General features: G+C 67.4%; 19 protein-coding genes. 6 read left to right on the top strand and 13 right to left on the bottom strand.

Annotation, left to right across the window (positions count from 1 at the left end):
* Window positions 1-43: 43 nt before the first annotated feature.
* The 9 genes from WS87_RS12465 to WS87_RS12505 all read right to left on the bottom strand — a co-directional run bounded on the left by WS87_RS12465 (window position 44) and on the right by WS87_RS12505 (window position 7,242).
* Window positions 44-508, bottom strand: a complete 465-nt coding sequence (locus WS87_RS12465; protein ID WP_059816055.1) for a protein YgfX — start codon at window positions 506-508, stop codon at window positions 44-46.
* 11 nt (window positions 509-519) lie between these two features.
* Entirely contained in the window at window positions 520-1,752 is a 1,233-nt protein-coding gene (gene fabF, locus WS87_RS12470) for a beta-ketoacyl-ACP synthase II (RefSeq protein ID WP_059691082.1), read from the bottom strand.
* Between the two features lie 162 nt (window positions 1,753-1,914).
* Entirely contained in the window at window positions 1,915-2,154 is a 240-nt protein-coding gene (acpP, locus tag WS87_RS12475; protein ID WP_004197638.1) for an acyl carrier protein, read from the bottom strand.
* A 144-nt stretch (window positions 2,155-2,298) separates the two neighbouring features.
* Complete coding sequence (gene fabG, locus WS87_RS12480) at window positions 2,299-3,048, bottom strand: 3-oxoacyl-ACP reductase FabG (protein WP_059523729.1); 750 nt, start codon at window positions 3,046-3,048, stop codon at window positions 2,299-2,301.
* A 36-nt stretch (window positions 3,049-3,084) separates the two neighbouring features.
* Window positions 3,085-4,017, bottom strand: a complete 933-nt coding sequence (gene fabD, locus WS87_RS12485; protein WP_059816057.1) for an ACP S-malonyltransferase — start codon at window positions 4,015-4,017, stop codon at window positions 3,085-3,087.
* Window positions 4,018-4,102: 85 nt separating this feature from the next.
* Window positions 4,103-5,092, bottom strand: a complete 990-nt coding sequence (locus tag WS87_RS12490; protein ID WP_059816060.1) for a beta-ketoacyl-ACP synthase III — start codon at window positions 5,090-5,092, stop codon at window positions 4,103-4,105.
* A complete protein-coding gene (plsX, locus tag WS87_RS12495; RefSeq protein WP_057928056.1) occupies window positions 5,093-6,199 on the bottom strand; it encodes a phosphate acyltransferase PlsX in 1,107 nt (368 codons plus the stop codon).
* A gap of 129 nt (window positions 6,200-6,328) precedes the next feature.
* A complete protein-coding gene (gene rpmF, locus WS87_RS12500) occupies window positions 6,329-6,508 on the bottom strand; it encodes a 50S ribosomal protein L32 (RefSeq protein ID WP_006051932.1) in 180 nt (59 codons plus the stop codon).
* Between the two features lie 98 nt (window positions 6,509-6,606).
* Window positions 6,607-7,242, bottom strand: a complete 636-nt coding sequence (locus WS87_RS12505) for a YceD family protein (protein WP_059816063.1) — start codon at window positions 7,240-7,242, stop codon at window positions 6,607-6,609.
* Window positions 7,243-7,497: 255 nt separating this feature from the next.
* Between WS87_RS12505 and WS87_RS12510 the strand changes: the two genes are divergently transcribed.
* Window positions 7,498-8,127: a Maf-like protein gene (locus tag WS87_RS12510; protein WP_059816066.1), complete on the top strand. Its 630-nt coding sequence runs from the start codon at window positions 7,498-7,500 to the stop codon at window positions 8,125-8,127.
* On the top strand, window positions 8,124-8,846 hold the full coding sequence (locus tag WS87_RS12515) for an SAM-dependent methyltransferase (RefSeq protein WP_059447957.1): 723 nt from the start codon (window positions 8,124-8,126) through the stop codon (window positions 8,844-8,846). Before WS87_RS12510 ends, WS87_RS12515 begins: the two co-directional genes overlap by 4 nt.
* Before the next feature lie 72 nt (window positions 8,847-8,918).
* Here the strand turns inward: WS87_RS12515 and WS87_RS12520 are convergent, their stop codons facing one another.
* The 4 genes from WS87_RS12520 to WS87_RS12535 are packed head-to-tail and all read right to left on the bottom strand — an operon-like array spanning window position 8,919 to window position 12,000.
* Entirely contained in the window at window positions 8,919-9,911 is a 993-nt protein-coding gene (locus tag WS87_RS12520; RefSeq protein WP_059816070.1) for a S49 family peptidase, read from the bottom strand.
* Between the two features lie 12 nt (window positions 9,912-9,923).
* Window positions 9,924-10,334 (bottom strand): Rieske (2Fe-2S) protein, encoded by a 411-nt coding sequence (locus WS87_RS12525; protein WP_059523743.1) that lies wholly within the window; start codon window positions 10,332-10,334, stop codon window positions 9,924-9,926.
* Complete coding sequence (locus tag WS87_RS12530) at window positions 10,331-10,990, bottom strand: HAD-IA family hydrolase (protein WP_059523745.1); 660 nt, start codon at window positions 10,988-10,990, stop codon at window positions 10,331-10,333. The genes WS87_RS12525 and WS87_RS12530 overlap by 4 nt, the downstream gene beginning before the upstream one ends.
* A gap of 5 nt (window positions 10,991-10,995) precedes the next feature.
* Window positions 10,996-12,000, bottom strand: coding sequence for an RluA family pseudouridine synthase (locus WS87_RS12535; protein WP_059816075.1), 1,005 nt, complete (start codon window positions 11,998-12,000; stop codon window positions 10,996-10,998).
* Window positions 12,001-12,723: 723 nt separating this feature from the next.
* Here WS87_RS12535 and WS87_RS12545 point away from each other — a divergent pair.
* From WS87_RS12545 to moeA, 4 genes are all read left to right on the top strand, one after another.
* The gene (locus WS87_RS12545) at window positions 12,724-15,831 is read left to right on the top strand and encodes an Rne/Rng family ribonuclease (RefSeq protein ID WP_059816079.1); all 3,108 of its coding nucleotides are present in this window, start codon (window positions 12,724-12,726) and stop codon (window positions 15,829-15,831) included.
* Window positions 15,832-15,962: 131 nt separating this feature from the next.
* Window positions 15,963-17,075 carry a GTP 3',8-cyclase MoaA gene (moaA, locus tag WS87_RS12550; protein WP_059816082.1) on the top strand — a complete coding sequence of 371 codons (1,113 nt, stop codon included), beginning with the start codon at window positions 15,963-15,965 and terminating at the stop codon, window positions 17,073-17,075.
* 28 nt (window positions 17,076-17,103) lie between these two features.
* Window positions 17,104-17,721, top strand: coding sequence for a molybdenum cofactor guanylyltransferase MobA (mobA, locus tag WS87_RS12555; RefSeq protein WP_059816085.1), 618 nt, complete (start codon window positions 17,104-17,106; stop codon window positions 17,719-17,721).
* Between the two features lie 105 nt (window positions 17,722-17,826).
* Entirely contained in the window at window positions 17,827-19,122 is a 1,296-nt protein-coding gene (gene moeA / locus WS87_RS12560; protein WP_059816090.1) for a molybdopterin molybdotransferase MoeA, read from the top strand.
* Window position 19,123 lies beyond the last annotated feature (1 nt).

Genomic DNA, 19,123 nt, shown 5'->3' on the forward strand with positions numbered 1-19,123 from the left:
TTCCGGCGCCGGCCGCTGGTTACGGTCGGTAACTGCGCCACCGTCATGCCCGCCCCGCCGTGCCCGCGGTACGCGCCAGCACGGACAGCGCGCTGAACGACGCGGCGTCGAGCGCATCGGCCGGGATCAGCAGCGGCCGGGCACGCCGGGCGCCCTGCCCGACCGACAGCACGAGCAGCAGGCTGCTCCAGTGTGCATGGCCGGTCACGCGGCCCCGGGCCAGCAAGCGCCCGGTGCGGCCAAACGCCGCAATCTCCCCGAATGCATCGATCCGCAACTCGGCCGGCAGCCGACGGGCACAGGCCCGTGCGGCACACATGGCAAGCAGCGCTGCCGTCGCCGCGGACACGCACGCGCCGGCTGCGGCACCGGCCCGCGGCGCCCAGAACAGGTACGCGGACGCGGCAGCCGCCGCGACGAACACGGCCAGCACGACATACGACACGGCCGAGGCCCGCAACGCAAAGCGCTGCGGACGCCCGGCCGGAGCATCGAATGGACTCGTCAAGCGATTCAGCGTCAGACGCGCTTGAACACCAGCGTGCCGTTGGTACCGCCGAAGCCGAAGTTGTTCTTTACGGCAACGTCGATCTTCATGTCACGCGCGGTGTTCGCGCAGTAATCGAGATCGCACTCGGGGTCCTGGTTGAAGATGTTGATGGTCGGCGGCGACACGTTGTTGTGCAGCGCCAGCACCGTGAACACCGACTCGAGGCCGCCCGCGCCACCCAGCAGGTGGCCCGTCATCGACTTCGTCGAGTTCACGACGAGCTTGTACGCGTGCTCGCCGAATGCCGCCTTCACCGCGTCGGACTCGTTCTTGTCGCCGAGCTGCGTCGACGTGCCGTGCGCGTTCAGGTACTGGACCTCGTCCGCGTTCACGCCGGCGTCGCGCAGCGCCGCAACCATGCAGCGGCGCGGACCGTCCATGTTCGGCGCGGTCATGTGGTACGCATCGCCCGTCATGCCGAAGCCCGAGACTTCCGCATAGATCTTCGCGCCGCGCGCCTTCGCCGCCTCGTACTCCTCGAGCACCATCACGCCCGCGCCCTCACCCAGCACGAAGCCGTCGCGATCCTTGTCCCACGGACGGGACGCCGTGGCCGGATCGTCGTTGCGGGTCGACAGCGCACGCGCGGCCGCGAAGCCGCCGATGCCGAGCGGTGACACCGTCGATTCGGCGCCGCCCGCGACCATCACGTCGGCGTCGCCGGCCTGGATCAGGCGCGCCGCGAGGCCGATGCTGTGCAGACCGGTCGTGCAGGCCGTCACGGCCGCAAGGTTCGGGCCCTTCAGGCCGAACATGATGCTCAGGTGACCCGAGATCATGTTGATGATCGAACCCGGCACGAAGAACGGCGAGATCCGGCGCGCGCCGCGATCGACGTAGGTCTGGTGCGTATCTTCGATCATCGGCAGGCCGCCGATGCCGGAGCCGACCAGCACGCCGATGCGTTCCGCATTGGCTTCGTTCACTTCGAGGCCGCTGTCCCGGATTGCCTGGACGCCGGCTGCGATGCCGTAATGGATGAACGTATCCATGTTGCGGGCTTCCTTCGCCGGAATGTATTCCTCGGCGCTGAAACCCTTCACCTCGCCAGCGAAATGGCAGGCGAGGTTCGACGGATCGAACTTCGTGACGGTGGCGATGCCGGACTTGCCGGCGACGAGATTGGCCCAGCCGTCGGCAACATTATTGCCAACGGGCGAAATCAGCCCCAGGCCTGTAACGACAACACGACGGCGGCTCACGGTAACCTCTTTTCCATTGGATGACAAAAACAAAAGCCACAGTGGCCACAGGAACCAGCCCTGCGAGCCCTGTGGCTGTTAGTCCGTCCGGCGCGGTTGCCGGCAGGATGGCGCGTCAAACGCGAAGATCGCGGCGACGTGGCAGATAAGCGCGAAAGGCGCTTACGCCTTGACGTTTGCGCGAGCGTAGTCGATCGCTTGCTGAACGGTCGTGATCTTCTCTGCTTCTTCGTCCGGGATTTCCATGCCGAACTCGTCTTCGAGCGCCATCACCAGTTCGACCGTGTCGAGCGAGTCTGCGCCCAGATCGTTCACGAACGATGCTTCGTTCTTGATCTCGGCTTCTGCGACGCCCAGTTGCTCAGCGACGATCTTCTTGACACGTTGTTCGATGTTATCCATTACCCCTCCGAGGGAAAGTTCAGATTTACAAGTGCGCGCATTTTATCAGGTTTGCTGACGCCAAAACGCGCGTTGGCTTGATGGTCGATCAAGCGCCGATCCGCCTGAAAAACGGGATACGGCGCGGATGGTAAACGAAAATCGTTACGACATGTACATGCCACCGTTCACGTGCAGCGTCGTGCCGGTGATGTAACCGGCCTGCGGCGATGCGAGGAACGCGACGGCATGGGCAATGTCTTCCGGGCTGCCGAGGCGGCCGAGCGGAATCTGGGTCTTGAGCGCGGCCTGCTGTTCTTCCGGCAGCGTCTTCGTCATGTCGGTGTCGATGAAGCCCGGCGCGACGCAGTTCACCGTGATGCCACGGCTGCCGATCTCGCGCGCGAGCGCACGCGTCATGCCCGCGACGCCGGCCTTCGCCGCCGCGTAGTTGGCCTGGCCCGGGTTGCCGGCCGAGCCGACCACCGACGTGATGTTGATGATGCGGCCGCCGCGGGCCTTCATCATCGGACGCAGCACCGCACGCGACAGGCGGAACACCGACTTCAGGTTGGTGTCGATCACCGCGTCCCAGTCCTCGTCCTTCATCCGCATCGCGAGCTGGTCCTGCGTGATGCCGGCGTTGTTGACGAGCACGTGAAGCGCGCCGAATTCCTTCACGGTCGCGTCGATCAGCGCTTCGGCCGCCGCCGCGTCGTTGACGTTCAGCACCGCGCCGCGGCCCGTCACGCCCGCTTCCGCGAACCCTGCGGTAATCGCGGCGGCGCCCGATTCGCTCGTCGCCGTGCCGATCACCGTCGCGCCCTGGCGCGCGAGTTCGAGCGCGATCGCCCGGCCGATGCCGCGCGATGCGCCGGTCACGATCGCGACCTGTTTATCGAGAGTCTTTTCCATGAATCGAATATCCGTCTCTTGAGGAAAGGCGCCGCGTCAGGCGGTCGCCAGCTTCAGTGCTTCGTCGAGCGAAGCCGGATCGAACACCGATGCGCCGACCAGGTTGCCGTCGATGCGCTTCGTCAGCCCTGCCAGCACCTTGCCCGGACCGCATTCGATCACGTGCGTGACGCCCGTGCCCGCGATGTGCTGCACGCATTCGACCCAGCGCACCGGGCCAGCGGCCTGGCGCACCAGCGCGTCCTTGATCGCGGCCGGATCGCTGACCACCGCAACGTCGATGTTGTTGACGACCGGAATCTGCGGCGCCTTCACGTCGACGTTCGCGAGATAGTCGCGCAGCTGGTCCGACGCCGGCTTGAGCAGCGACGAATGGAACGGCGCCGACACCGGCAGCGGCAACGCGCGCTTCGCGCCCTTCGCCTTCGCGATCTCGCAGGCCTTCTCGACGGCCGCCTTCGCGCCCGCGATCACGACCTGCGCCGGCGCGTTGAAGTTCACGGCTTCGACGACGCCCGCTTGCGCGGCTTCGGCGCACACCGCGCGCACCGTGTCGTCATCGAGACCCAGGATCGCGGCCATGCCGCCCTCGCCGACCGGCACGGCCGTCTGCATCGCCTGTGCGCGGAAGCGCACGAGCGGCACCGCGTCCTTGAACGCGATCGCGCCCGCGGCAACGAGCGCCGTGTATTCGCCGAGGCTGTGGCCCGCGACGATCGACGGTGCCGGGCCGCCGGCCTGCTGCCATGCGCGATAGCACGCGTAGGCGGCCGTCAGCATCACGGGCTGCGTGTTGGTGGTCAGATTCAGTTCTTCGGCCGGACCTTCGGCGATCAGCTTGCCGAGATCCTGATTGAGTGCATCGGATGCTTCCTGGACCGTCTCGCGCACGACGGCCAGATCGGCGAATGCGTTGAGCATGCCGACCGACTGCGAGCCCTGCCCCGGAAAAACGAATGCAAATTTCATATCGTCCCCAATTGAATCGATTCGGACGGCGCGCGCGAACGGCGCGCCGGTTCGGGATCCGCGCGCAGCAATTGCGCGCCGCGGATCAGTAGCGGAAGACGGATGCGCCCCACGTGAAGCCGCCGCCGACGCCTTCGATCAGCACGTGCTGACCGCGCTGGATGCGGCCGTCGCGCACCGCGGTGTCGAGTGCCAGCGGGATCGACGCAGCCGACGTGTTGCCGTGCTGGTCGACCGTCACGACCATGCGCTCCTGCGGCAGGCCGAGCTTGCGGCAGGTGCTGGTCATGATGCGGATGTTGGCCTGGTGCGGGATCAGCCAGTCGACCTGCTCGGGCGCGAGATTCGCCTTGGCGAGCGCCTCGATCGCGACCTTTTCGAGCACGTTGACCGCGAGCTTGAACACGGCCTGCCCGTCCATGTACAGGAACGCGCTGCCGTCGATCACGCCGCGATTGACGTTGCCCGGCGTGCAGAGGATGTTCGAATAGCTGCCGTCCGCATGCAGCGCGCTGCCGAGCACGCCCGGCTCTTCCGATGCGGACAGGATCACCGCGCCCGCGCCGTCGCCGAACAGCACGCAGGTCGTGCGGTCCTTGAAATCGAGAATGCGCGAGAACGTCTCCGCGCCGACGATGAGCGCCGTGCGGTGCTGGCCGCTGCGGATGAAACTGTCGGCCGTCGCCATCGCATACGCGAACCCCGAGCACACCGCCTGCACGTCGAATGCCGCGCCACCGTTCTTGATACCGAGCTTGTTCTGCAGCAGGCACGCCGTGCTGGGGAACACGAAATCGGGGGTCGAAGTCGCGACGATGATCAGGTCGATCGACTGCGGATCGATGTCGGCCGCCTCGATCGCACGACGCGACGCTTCGAGCGCGAGATCGCTCGTCGTGACGTTCGGTGCGGCGAAGTGACGCGCATGGATGCCCGTGCGCGCAACGATCCACTCATCGCTCGTCTCGATGCCTTCCTTCGCGAGTCGATCGGCGAGCTGCTGGTTCGTGACGCGGTCGGGCGGCAGGTAGCTGCCCGTGCCGAGCACGCGGGAATAGAGAGTCGATTGGGCCATTTATGCTTTAGAGGATTGCGCAGCGGAAGGTTCGGCGTGATGGCCTGCGGCCGGGCTCGTCTGGCCCGCGCCGCCCGCGTCGTGTTCGCCGTCGCCGAGCGACACCGAATTGTCCGCCATCGCGCGCGCGAGGCGCTCCAGCACGCCGTTTTTGACGGCATCATACCCGCGTTTGATCGCCCACTCAAACGCGTAGGCATCGGCCGAACCGTGGCTTTTGATCACGAGGCTCTTCAGCCCCAGCAGCGCCGCACCGTTGTACTGGCGGTGATCGACGCGCTTCTTGAAACGCATCAGCACCGGCAGCGCAAGCAGTGCCATCAGCTTCGACATCAGCGAACGGCCGAACTCCTCGCGGATGATGTCGGACAGCATCTGCGCGAGCCCTTCGGACGTCTTGAGCGCGACGTTGCCGACGAAGCCGTCGCAGACGATCACGTCGACCGTGCCCTTGTAGATGTCGTTGCCTTCGACGTTGCCGCGGAAATTCAGCGTGCTGGCGCGCAGCAGTTCACCTGCGCGCTTGATCGTCTCGTTGCCCTTGATGACTTCTTCGCCGATGTTCAGCAGGCCGATCGTCGGGCGCTCCTTGCCTTCGAGCGCGGCGACGAGCGCGTGCCCCATCTCCGCGAACTGCAGCAGGTGCTGCGGCTCGCAGTCGACGTTCGCGCCGAGGTCCAGCATCATCGTGTAGCCGGTCGGGTTCGGCAGCGCGAACGCGATCGCAGGCCGCTCGATGCCGGGCAGCGTCTTGAGCACATAACGGGAAACGGCCATCAGCGCGCCAGTGTTGCCGGCGGAGATACAGGCCTGGGCCGCGCCTTCCTTGACGTGGTTGAGCGCGACACGCATCGAAGAATCCTTCTTCTTGCGCAGCGCCACTTCGACAGGGTCGTCCATCGCCACGACTTCGGTGGCGGGCACGATGGTCAGCGCGGGATCGTCGAGGGCTTTCAGCTTTTTCAACTGAGCGCGGATCGCGCTTTCGATGCCGACGAGCATCAGGTGCGCATCGGGATGCGCGCGGACGAACTTGACTGCCGCGGGAACGGTCACGGACGGGCCGTGGTCGCCTCCCATGCAATCGATTGTGAGCTTTACGGTCATGGAATGCGACGAATTTCAGGCACAAAAAAGCGGCAGTTGAATGCCGCCTTTTTGTTGAGCCAGGAAAGTGTCAAGCGAACCAGTTGTCACGCGAACGGCGATCGTAGCGCGCAACGCGTGACTTGACGCTTAGTCGTTCTTCGTCTTGACGACTTTCTTGCCGCGATAGTAGCCGTTCGGGCTGACGTGGTGACGCAGGTGCACCTCACCCGTGCTCGGCTCGACTGCCAGCGGCGCTGCCGTCAGGAAATCGTGCGAACGATGCATGCCGCGCTTCGACGGCGACTTCTTGTTTTGCTGGACTGCCATGACTAACTCCTAAATAATTTTCCGGATTCTAACACAGCCCGATCCGGCGCTTAACTACCCTGGCCCAAAGCCCTTACGCCTTCCCGCGCCACAACTGCTTAGTGTTTCTTGCCGCCGTCCCCGTCCTTCTTCAGCGCTTCCAGCGCCGCGAACGGATTCGGCCGTTTGCCTTCGTCCTCGTCTTCGGCGGACTCGTCGTCCGCGTCTTCCGAAGGACCGCTCGCACCCGACACGAGGCTTTCGTGAACTGCCGGGCAAACCTCGTGCTTGGGCACGAGCGGCAACGAAAGCAGCAACTCCTCTTCGATCAAGTCGACGAGATCGAACTGGCGTGAGCCCACGATCACATCGGCTTCATCGTCGTCGAGCGGAAATTCTTCAGCTTCTTCTTCGGTCGCAACGACCCGGTACGTCATGTCGACGTCGAACGTCTCATCATACGGGGTCATGCAGCGCTGGCACGTGAGCCACGCATGGCCGTGTACCGCGAGGCGCAGATACGGCTGCTGCCCATCGGCGCCGTCGTCCTGCAACTCTTTCTGGGTGAACCCCTCGGCCTGCCACGTGAAGACCGTGTCGCGATCGGGCGCGTCCGCCGGCACTTCGTTCAGCATGCGCGGCAGCTGCGACAGGCGCACGGCACCCGCTGCCTGCCGCCCGCTGCGGGCGAATTCGAACAGGTCGACCGCGTGCGGATCAAGCGACGCCGCAGGTTTGCCAGAAGAAGTGTTCATGTTGCGCTCCTGCCTACAGGCTGACTTGCGGGATCCGGCTTGCTGGCGCCGCACATTTGGCGCCGCGCACGTGCGCGATCTACGCCGCGTACGATTACGTACTGTACTTCCGAAGACCCGGCAGGCGCCACCACTGCGAAAGCCTGCCGACGAAAAGCGGGAAAGCATACCTGTTTTACCTTTTGCGGTCAATCACTTATGCTTGCGCCCTCACAACACCGCGCCACACCTGACGACTCATCGCCCCAATCGACCATGCCGGATACCGTTTGCCGCCCGCCGCGGCTGATTCTCGCCTCCAGTTCCCGCTACCGCCGCGCGCTCCTCGAGCGCCTCGGCGTGCCGTTCGACGTGATGTCGCCCGACCTCGACGAAACCCCGCTCGCAGGCGAAACGCCGGCCGCGACCGCGCTGCGCCTCGCCGGCGCGAAGGCGCGCGCGGTCGCCGCGACGATCGACGCGCCGGACGGCGTACTCGTGATCGGGTCGGACCAGGTCGCGACGTTCGACGGCCACCAGATCGGCAAGCCCGGCACGCACGAGCGCGCGCTTGCGCAGCTCCTGTCGATGCAGGGCCGCGACGTCGAATTCCACAGTGCGCTCAGCCTGTACGACAGCCGCACGGGTGAAACCTGGAGCGAGGACGTCGTCACGCACGTGCGCTTCCGCTCGCTGCCCGAAGCCGAACTCGACGCGTACTTGCGTGCGGAAACGCCGTACGACGTCGCCGGCAGCGCGAAATCCGAAGGGCTCGGCATCGCGCTGCTGGATGCCATCGACTCCAACGACCCGACGGCGCTCGTCGGTCTGCCGCTGATCGCGCTCACGCGGATGCTGCGCGCCGCGGGCTATCCGCTCTTTGCCACCCAGGGAGACCGCGCATGACAGCCGGCACGCTCTATCTCGTCCCGAACACCCTCGGCGAAGGCGACGCATCGATGCTCGCCGCCGTGCTGCCCGCGGCCGTGCAGGCGCGCGCCGGCACGCTCGGCTATTACATCGGCGAAAACGCGAAAACGACCCGCGCGTTCCTGAAGAAGATCGGCACGACGCGGCCGATCCAGGAAATCGAGATCCGGGAACTGAACGTCAATACGCCGGCCGGCGAGATCGACCGGCTGCTCGCCCCGGTACTGGCGGGGGCGGACGCCGGGCTCGTATCCGAGGCCGGCTGCCCCGCCGTTGCCGATCCTGGCGCGCTGCTGGTCCGTCGGGCGCACGAGCGCGGCGTGAAGGTCGTGCCGCTCGTCGGGCCGAGTTCGATCCTGCTCGCGCTGATGGCATCCGGACTGAACGGCCAGAGTTTCGCGTTCAACGGCTATCTGCCGGTCGATGCGGCCGCGCGCGCGAAACGCCTGCGCGAACTCGAGCAGTTGTCGCGCAAGGCGCGCCAGACGCAGATCTTCATCGAGACGCCGTACCGGAACCACGCGATGCTCGACACGCTCGTCGCGACCTGCGCGCCGTCGACGCAGATCTGCGTCGCGGCCGACCTGACCCTCGAGACCGAGACGATCGCCAGTCGCTCGGTGGCGGACTGGAAAAAGGCGCCTGCGCCGAATCTGCACAAGCGCCCCGCCATCTTCCTGCTGCTCGCGAACTGAGATCGGCACCGGCAACAGCCTCGCGGCACGGGGCACCCCGCTCCGCTCGCCGCGGCGCCGGCCGGCTGCGGCTCAGCGCAGGCTGAACGACGCGCCGCCGGCGGTCAGCGCCTTCATCGCGGCACCGCCGACCGCCGCGCCGAACTTGCGCGCAACGCGATTCGTCAGGCTTTCCTTCACCGTGTAGTCGACGAGATCCGGCGCCTTCAGCACGTCGCGCGCGACCGTGTCGGTCGTGCCGTAGCCGTCGGCGAGCCCGAGTTCGACGCTCTTCTCGCCGGTCCAGAACAGACCCGAGAACATGTCGGGCGTTTCGTGCAGCCGCTTGCCGCGGCCATCCTTCACGGCCTTGATGAACTGCGCATGGACCTGGTCGAGCAGCGCCTGCGCATGGGCATCCATCTTCGGCGTCTCGGGCGAGAACGGGTCGTAGAAGCCCTTGTTTTCGCCCGACGTGTGCAGGCGGCGATCGACGCCCAGCTTGCCCATCAGGCCCGTGAAGCCGAACCCGTCCATCAGCACACCGATCGAGCCGACGATACTCGCCTTGTCGACGAATATCTTGTCGGCGGCGGACGCAATGTAATAGCCGCCCGATGCGCACATGTCGGTCACGACGACGTACAACGGCTTGTCCGGATACTTCGTGCGGAGCCGGCGGATCTCGTCGTAGACCATCCCTGCCTGCACCGGGCTGCCGCCCGGGCTGTTGATCCGCAGCACGACGCCGGCCGTGCCGTTGTCGTCGAAAGCGGCATCCAGCGCCGTATTGATGTCGTCGGCGTTCGCGTTGGTGCCCGCCGCGATCTCACCGTCGATCGTCACGAGCGCCGTGTGGCGCCCGCTCGACGAGAACTTCGAGTCGCTCGAGAAATCGATCAGCGCGAACGCGAACAGCACGAATACGCCGAGGAACGCGAAGCGGAAGAAAATCTTCCAGCGCCGCGCCGCACGCTGTTCCTTGACGGCCGCGAGCGCGATCCGCTCGAGCGCCGCACGCTCCCAGTTCGGTTCGCGGCTGTCGGGACGGGACGAGGAATCAGGGATGTTCGGTTGGTCGGCCATGCAGTAATGTCTTCAGTCGGTCGTGGCGGAAGGAGGCGGAGCGGCGGGACCCAGGTCGGCATCCGGCACCCAGAATACCGCACGCCCGTCCGGCGTGTCGCGCTCGTCGACTTCGACCGGCCGCAGACGGCCGCCGCGGCACGGGCCGCCGACACACTTGCCGGTATCCGGCGCGTAGATCGCGCCGTGCGTCGCGCACATCAGGTACAGGCCCGACGACTCGAAGAACTGCCCTTCGGCCCAGTCGAGCTCCATCGGCACGTGCGCGCAGCGGTTCAGGTAGCCGTACGCGCGACCTTCGTAACGCACGAAGAACACGACCGCCTGCTCGCCGCGCAGCGACGCGTCGACCCGCACACCGGCGCCGCCGTCGGCCAGCGCGTCCGATGCGCACACGCGCACGGCGTCCGGCGTCGTGCTCATGCGTGCTCCCGCAGCCACGCCGCCAGCGCGCCGACGTCCGGCGCGACGAAGCGCGGTGTCAGCGCAGCCAGTGCATCGGCCGTGTGCGCGCCGTACGCGACGCCGATGCCGGCGGCCCCGGCACTGGCGGCCATTTGCAGGTCGTGCGTGGTGTCGCCGATCATCACGGTACGCGCAAGATCCTGCCCCAATTCGCGCGACAATTCGTGCAGCATCGCCGGGTGCGGCTTCGAGAATGTTTCGTCCGCGCAGCGCGTCGCATCGAACAGGCTCGTCAGCTTCGACTGGTCGAGCACGCGGTTCAGTCCGACACGGCCCTTGCCGGTCGCGACCGCGAGCAGGTAACCCGTATCGCGCAATTCCGCGAGCAGTTCGCGCACGCCGGCGAACAGTTCGATGCGCTGATCGTCCAGCAGGTAGTGATGGCGATAACGTTCGGCCAGCCGCGGATAGTCGGACGGATCGAGGGTCGGTGCAGTGATCTGGAGCGCATCGCGCAGGCCGAGGCCGATCACATAGCGGGAGGCCTCGTCCGACGGCGTGGGCAGGCCGAGATCGCGGCACGCGGCCTGGATGCTGTGCGCGATATGCGCAGTCGAATCCATCAGCGTGCCGTCCCAGTCGAAGACGATCAGGTCAAATTGCTGTCGGGCCATGCGAGTCAGGCGGTATCGCGCAGAGCGCGGAGTTGATCGAGGAAGCGCCGGCATTCGTCCGGCAGCGGCGCGTCGAACTGCAGCGCCTCGCCGGTCAGCGGATGCGCGAGCTTCAGCCGGTGCGCATGCAGGAACATCCGTTTGAGCGACGGCTGCGCGTTCGCGCGCGCCAGCGCCTTGTTCAGTGCGAAGTCGCCATACTTGGCGTCGCCGGCGATCGGCAGGCCGAGATGCGCGAGGTGCACACGGATCTGATGGGTCCGACCCGTTTTGAGTTCCGCCTCGACCAGCGCGTAGTCCGGCCAGCGCTCGATCAGGTTGAACACCGTGTGCGACGACAGGCCGTCGTCCTGCACGCGCACGCGCCGCTCCCCTTCCGGGGTCGAATACTTGAACAGCGGCGCCTTCACCGCGCGGCGGCGGCCCCAGTCGGACTGCCACTCTCCGTGTCCGCACGCAAAGTAACGCTTGTCCATCCGGTTCTCGCGGATCTGCTCGTGCAGGCCGACGAGCGCCGAGCGCTTCTTCGCGAGCATCAGGATCCCGGAGGTCTCGCGGTCGAGCCGATGCACGAGTTCGAGGAACTTCGCGCGCGGACGCGCCTGGCGCATCTGCTCGATCACGCCGAACGCGACGCCGCTGCCGCCGTGCACGGCGACGCCGGCCGGCTTGTTGATGACGAGCATCGCATCGTCTTCGTACAGCACCTCGAACTGCGCGGGCGGCACGATCGGCGTGTCGGCGCGCGCGAGGTCGGCCGCCGCCACCCGCACGGGCGGCACGCGGACGATGTCGCCGAACGCGAGGCGATACTGGGCGTCGACCCGACCCTTGTTCACGCGCACTTCGCCGCTGCGCAGGATCCGGTAAATATGGCTTTTGGGCACGCCTTTACAGACGCGCAACAGGAAGTTGTCGATCCGCTGACCGGCCGAGTTTTCGTCGATCTGGATCATCGATACCTGGCCGCTTGCGACTGAATTCTGGGATATTTTGCCTAACTCATTCATACTGAATATAATTTTGCCCAGCCGGACGTTGAGGGTGGCCTGACAGGCCGGCCCCGACGGAATCGGGCAAGGCGCAAGCGCAAACCGCTATTTTACTTGCGCCGGGGGTCTGCTGCTCGCCCCTAATCAAAGAGATGCAGCAAGTTGCACGCACGGCGCCGCCCGTCGGCAAGGATCGCGCCCACAGGCGGATTCGGTCGGCAAGGCGCCGCGGTAACGGAAAGTTGGTTGAAAAGAATTTGATCGGCAGCCCGACGGCGTGAAGTACGTCCGTAGGCTGCCGGTTGCGAAAATACGGCGTTGCGCCCGATTTGGCCCCGCGAAGCGTGCGGGGCTTGGCGACGTCAAACCAGGGAAGTACACCCCAGGCGGGAAAGTCGGGCTGGATTCGATACTCCCCGCTGCGGCCCAAGCCGCAGCATCTGCCGCCCGTCGGCGCGCGCGACGCATTGCGCGCGCCCCGTGGCAGTGCCCCGGTCTCAGGCTTAGCGCGCTTTCGCAGCGTGCGGTGTGTGGACGCCGTGCTTTGAAGCCGTGTTCGCAGGTGCCCTTTGGCCGCCGGCCCCGTCTTTCGGGCCCAAGCGCCTCTTCAGGCAATTCTCCCCGCCATCCTTCCCGCTCCAGCGTGCCCGTGACAACACAACAAGGCGCGGCCTGCCGTCGTTCCCGCCCTCGCGACTGACAATCGCGAGGCGCCGGCAGCAGAGCCGCCTGGAGTCGTTCATGAAACGCATGCTGTTCAATGCGACGCAGCAGGAGGAGCTGCGCGTCGCCATCGTCGATGGGCAAAAGCTCATCGACATCGACATCGAGACAGCCGGGCGCGAACAGCGCAAGGGCAATATCTACAAAGGTGTCGTGACCCGCATCGAGCCGTCGCTCGAAGCGTGCTTCGTCAATTACGGCGAAGACCGCCACGGCTTCCTGCCGTTCAAGGAAGTCGCCCGCCAGTACTTCAAGGAAGGCATCGACATGCGCTCCGCGCGCATCCAGGATGCCCTGCGCGAAGGCCAGGAGCTGATCGTTCAGGTCGAGAAGGAAGAGCGCGGCAACAAGGGCGCCGCCCTCACGACCTTCATCTCGCTCGCCGGCCGCTACCTCGTGCTGATGCCGAACAACCCGCGCGGCGGTGGCGTATCGCGCCGGATCGAAGGCGACGAGCGGCAGGAACTGCGCGAAACCATGGCGCAGCTGCAGATTCCCGACGGCATGAGCATGATCGCCCGCACCGCGGGCATCGGCCGCAGCGCCGAGGAACTGCAGTGGGACCTGAACTACCTGCTGCAGCTGTGGCGCGCGATCGAAGCGGCATCGCAAAGCGGCAATTCCGGCCAGCCGATGCTGATCTATCTGGAATCGAGCCTCGTGATCCGCGCGATCCGGGACTATTTCCAGCCCGATATCGGCGAAATCCTGATCGACACGACCGAGATCTACGATCAGGCCCGTGCGTTCATGGACATCGTGATGCCGGACAACGTGTCGAAGGTGAAGCGTTACCACGACGACGTGCCGCTCTTCTCGCGCTTCCAGATCGAGCACCAGATCGAGACCGCGTATTCGCGCACGGTGCCGCTGCCGTCGGGCGGCGCGATCGTGATCGACCACACCGAAGCGCTCGTCGCGATCGACGTCAACTCGGCGCGTGCGACCAAAGGCGCGGACATCGAGGAAACGGCGACCCGCACGAACCTCGAAGCGGCGGACGAAGTGGCCCGCCAGCTGCGCCTGCGCGACCTCGGCGGCCTGATCGTGATCGACTTCATCGACATGGAGTCGGCGAAGAGCCAGCGCGAAGTCGAGCAACGCCTGAAGGACGCGCTCAAGCACGACCGTGCGCGCGTGCAGATGGGCAAGATCTCCCGCTTCGGCCTGATGGAACTGTCGCGCCAGCGCCTGCGTCCGGCCCTGTCGGAAGGCAGCCACGTGACGTGCCCGCGCTGTAACGGCACCGGCCACATTCGCGATACCGAATCGTCCGCGCTGCAGGTCCTGCGGATCATTCAGGAAGAAGCGATGAAGGAAAACACCGCGGCGATCCACTGCCAGGTGCCGGTCGAGGTGACCGCCTTCCTGCTCAACGAAAAGCGTCAGGAAATCAACAAGATCGAGTCGCGCTTCAAGGTCGGCATCGTGCTGATCCCGAACAAGCACCTCGATACGCCGCACTACAAGCTCGAGCGCCTGCGCCATGACGACGCGCGCCTCGACGATCCGCGTGCGTCCTGGAAGATGGCGGAAGAAGCCGCCCGCGAACTGGAGTCGGAAACCGGCTACAGCAAGCGTGCGGCCGACGTGAAGCCGAAGCAGGAAGCCGCGGTCAAGGGCATCACGCCCGAGCGTCCGGCACCGAGCCCGGCACCGCAGCGCCCGGTCGAACCGGTTGCGGTACCCGCCCCGGTCGCCGCGGCGAGCGGCGGCTTCATCGGCTGGCTGAAGGGTCTGTTCGGCATGTCGCCGGCTCCGGCACCCGCGCCGGTCGCACCGGCACCGGCCAAGGAGCAGGCAGCCCGTCCGGCCCGCGAGCGGACCGAGAAGACCGAGCAGCGCGGCGGCGATCGCAACCGCAACCGTCGCGGCGGCGCCCAGCAGGCTCAGGGCGGTCGCGATCAGGCAGCGGCAGGCCGTGGCCAGTCGCAACGCCTGGAACGCGAAGGCAAGGAAGGGCGCGAGCCGCGTGAACCGCGCGAAGGTCGCGAACCGCGTGAAGGCCGTGAGCCGCGCGAAAGCCGTGAGGGTCGCGAAAGTCGCGAGGGTCGTGGCCCACGCGAAGGCCGCGAACCGCGCGAGCCGCGTGAGAGCCGTGAACCGCGCGAGAACCGCGAACCGCGCGAGCGCACCGAGCAGCCTGAAGCCGTCGAGGCAGCCGGCCGCGGCGAGCGCCAGGAACGCGGCGAACGTCGCGAGCGCGGAGAGCGCCGCAAGCCGACGCAACACGCGGCGACGCTCGAAACCGTCACCCGTGGCGAGAACCATCCGGAAGCGGCAGCCGACCAGACTGCAGCCGTCGCCCTGCCGGGCGCCGATGTCGCAGCCGACGCGGAAGCCGGCGCACGTGACGGCGAGGAACGTCGCCGCCGCCGCCGCGGTCGCCGTGGCGGTCGTCGCGAGCGCGAGGACGAAGGCGCAGTCGTCGACCACGCCGAGCAAGGCGCGGACGGCGAAGCCGCCGTGCAGGCCGTGACGACGGAAACCCCGAGCGCGGTCGAGCCGGCTCATACGGCCGCACCGGTCGCGGTGGCAGCCGTCGCCGCAGCAGGCGCAGTCGTTGCCGAAGCAGCCGCACCGGTCGCAGCCGAGCCGCAACCGGCACCGGTTCGCGTCGAAGCGACGCCGGTCGCGCCGCTCGAGCCGGCCGTCGTCGCACCAGCAGCCGAAGCGGCACCGGTCACGCCGGCCGCTGCTCCGGAAGCCGCCCCGGCTCCGGTCGCGGTTTCGCCGACCGATGCGTTCGAAGTGCCGGCCGCGCCGGCTGCCGTCGAAGCGCCGCAGTCCGCGCCCGTCGAGCAGGCCGCACCGGCACCGGTCGTCGCAGCCGAAGCGGCTCCGGCCGCCGTCGAACCGGCTCGCGTCGAAACTGCGCCGGTCGAAGCCGTTGCCGCGCCGGCACCGGCGCCCGTGCAAACGGCCGCTGCGCCAGCGTCGGCGAGCCTCGATGTCGTGCTGGAACAAGCCGGTCTCGTGTGGGTGAACACCGACGCCGACAAGTTCCGCGCTGCTCAGGAAGCCGCGTCTAGCCTGCCGCGCGCAGTCCGCGTTCCGCGCGAGCGCAAGGCGCTGCCGCCGGTCGACACGACCCCGATGCAGCAGGTCGAAACGTCGCAACATTAAGCGGCGCATCGCCCGACCAGGAAAAGCCCGCCTCCGGCGGGCTTTTCCATTTCCGCGCTGCGGGTTTCCGCCCACCGGCCCGGCCAGCCGCTTCCGGCTAGAATAGAAGCTTGGCTCGCACTTCTTTCAACATGTCCCGACGCATCATTCCTCTCGCCGACGTCAGCGGGATGCCGGATATCTCCGGCGTCGCGCATACCCCTGACGGCGCCTTGGCCGACACGCTCGCCAGGCCGCTGCGCGACCTGCGCATCTCGGTGACGGACCGCTGCAACTTCCGTTGCGTGTACTGCATGCCGCGAGACGTGTTCGACAAGAACTACCCGTTCCTGCCGCACAGCGCGCTGCTCACGCACGAAGAAATCGAGCGCGTGGCGCGGCTGTTCGTCGCACACGGCGTCGAAAAGATCCGGATCACCGGCGGCGAACCGCTGCTGCGCAAGAACCTCGAATTCCTGATCGAGCGCCTCGCGCGCCTGACGACCCATGACGGCCGCCCGCTCGACCTGACGCTGACGACCAATGGCTCACTGCTCGCGCGCAAGGCGCGCGCGCTGAAGGATGCCGGCCTCACGCGCGTGACGGTCAGCCTCGACGCGCTCGACGATAAGTTGTTCAAGCGCATGAACGACGCCGACTTCGCGAGCGCCGACGTGCTCGACGGCATCTTCGCCGCGCAGGCCGCGGGCCTCGCGCCGGTCAAGGTCAACATGGTCGTGAAACGCGGCACCAACGACAGCGAGATCCTGCCGATGGCCGAGCGCTTCCGCGGCACCGGCGTGATCCTGCGTTACATCGAATACATGGACGTCGGCACGTCGAACGGCTGGAACATGACCGAAGTGCTGCCGTCCGCGGACGTCGTCGCACGGATCGCCGAACAGTTCCCGCTCGTGCCGCTCGAGCCGCACACGGCGGCGGAAACCGCGCAGCGCTGGGGCTATGCCGACGGCAGCGGCGAAATCGGCGTGATCTCGAGCGTCACACAGGCATTTTGCGGCGACTGCACGCGCGCGCGGTTGTCGACCGAGGGCAAGCTGTATCTGTGCCTGTTCGCGTCGACCGGCCATGACCTGCGCGCCCTCGTGCGCGGCGGCGCCAGCGACGCCGAGATCGCGACCGCGATCGCCCGGATCTGGCAGGCCCGCACCGACCGCTATTCGCAGCTGCGCGGCAGCGCGACCGCCGACGCGGCGCCTCACGGTGCCGGCAAGCGCGTAGAAATGTCGTACATCGGCGGCTGACGCGCGCCCGCCGCCCCGATTTCCCGCAATGTCCGCTTCCGCCTCACCTTCCGTCACCGGCCTGCTGCTCGCGGGCGGGCGCGCGACACGCATGGACGGCGCCGACAAGGGTCTGCAACTGCTCGACGGTACGCCGCTTGCGCTGCACGTGTTGCGCCGGCTATCGCCGCAGGTCGACGAGACGCTGATCAGCGCGAATCGCAACATCGATCGCTATGCCGAGCTCGGTGCGCCGTTCGACGCGCGCATTGTGCCGGACGAAACACCCGATTTCTCCGGCCCGCTCGCGGGTCTGCTCGCCGGCATGCGCGCGGCGCGCGCACTGCTCGTCGCGTGCTCGCCGTGCGATACGCCCTATTTGCCGACCGACCTCGTCGCGCGGCTGCATGCGGCGCTCGATGCGCAGCAGGCCGACATCGCGATGGCGGTGACCGTCGACGCGCAACAGGCACGTTCGCCGCAGCCGACCTTCGCGCTGCTGCGCACGTCGCTCGCCGACGACCTCGCGGTCAGGCTCGCGGCCGGCGAGCGCAAGGTGCGTGCGTGGTACGCACGCCACAAGACGGTCGAAGTCGAGTTCTGCGACGAGCGTGCGTTTTACAATGCAAACTCTTGGCAGGAACTTGCCGCGCTTGCCCGCCGCTGACGGCCCCGGCATCCGTTCCCACCCGCCGCATGCGCCTTCGCGCTCCGGCGCCCTCCGCGCGCCACCGGCCACGAACCCGATACGCCTTGCGGCGCAGTCAGACTGATGATCACGCAATCCTCGCCCGCCTCCCGAACCGCACCCGATTCCGCTGCCCCGTTGTCGCTCGCCGACGCGCAGGCGCTCGCGTGCCGGTTCGCGATGCCGGTCGACGCGTGCGACACAGTGCCGCTGCATGACGCCCTCGACCGCGTGCTCGCGGCCGACGTGAATGCGCCGTTCGACATTCCCGCGTACGACAACTCGGCGATGGACGGCTATGCATTCGACGGCAGCGCACACGGACCTGCATCGGCCGCCGACATCGCGTTGACGGTCGCCGGCACGGCGTTCGCCGGCCATCCGTTCGACGGAGCCGTGGCGCCCGGTGCATGCATCCGAATCATGACCGGCGCGCCGATGCCGGCCGGATGCGACACGGTCATTCCGCAGGAACGCGTGCGCGTCGACGGCGACGTCATCCGCTTCGCCGCGCACGACGTCACGCGCGGCGCAAACTGCCGCCGGGCCGGCGAGGATCTCGCCCGCGGCGCCTGCGCGCTTGCCGCCGGGCGCATCCTCCGCCCGTCCGATCTCGGCTTGCTAGCATCGCTCGGGTTGCGCGAAGTCACGGTGCGCCGCCGCGTGCGCGTCGCCGTGTTCTCGACCGGCGACGAACTGCGCGAACCCGGCGAGCCGCTCGATCGCGGCACGCTGTACGACAGCAATCGCGGGATGCTGGTCGCGATGCTCGAAAGGCTGCACATCGACGCGCTCGATCTCGGGATCGTCCGCGACGATCCCGTGGCGCTCGAACGCGCGCTGCGCGATGCCGCCGCCGCACAGGCCGACGCGGTGATCACGTCGGGCGGCGTGTCGGTCGGCGAAGCCGATTTCACGCGCGACGTGATGGCGCGGCTCGGAGACGTGACCTTCGCGAGCCTCGCGCTGCGGCCCGGCCGGCCGCTCGCGTGCGGCACGCTCGCGCCTGCGGCCGACGGCGCCGGCCACGTGCTCTTCTTCGGGCTGCCCGGCAATCCGGTCGCTTCCGCCGTGACGTTCTACGCGATCGTGCGCCCCGCGCTGCTGACGCTGGCCGGCGCGCATGCGCCACCGCCGGCGATGTACACGGCACGCAGCACGCAGGCGCTGAAAAAGCGCCCGGGCCGTACCGAATACCTGCGCGCCGTCGCGACGCGCGACGCCGACGGCCAGTGGCACGTCGCGCCGGCCGGTTCGCAGAGTTCCGCATCGCTGAGCGGCCTCGCGGCCGCCAACTGTTTCATCGTCCTGGGCCACGATTCCGCGGCAGTCGACGCGGGCGCCCCGGTCGACATCCTGCCGCTCGACGGCTTGATCTGAA

This window comes from Burkholderia sp. MSMB0856 (assembly GCF_001524645.2).
In the GTDB taxonomy this organism is placed as follows: domain Bacteria; phylum Pseudomonadota; class Gammaproteobacteria; order Burkholderiales; family Burkholderiaceae; genus Burkholderia; species Burkholderia diffusa.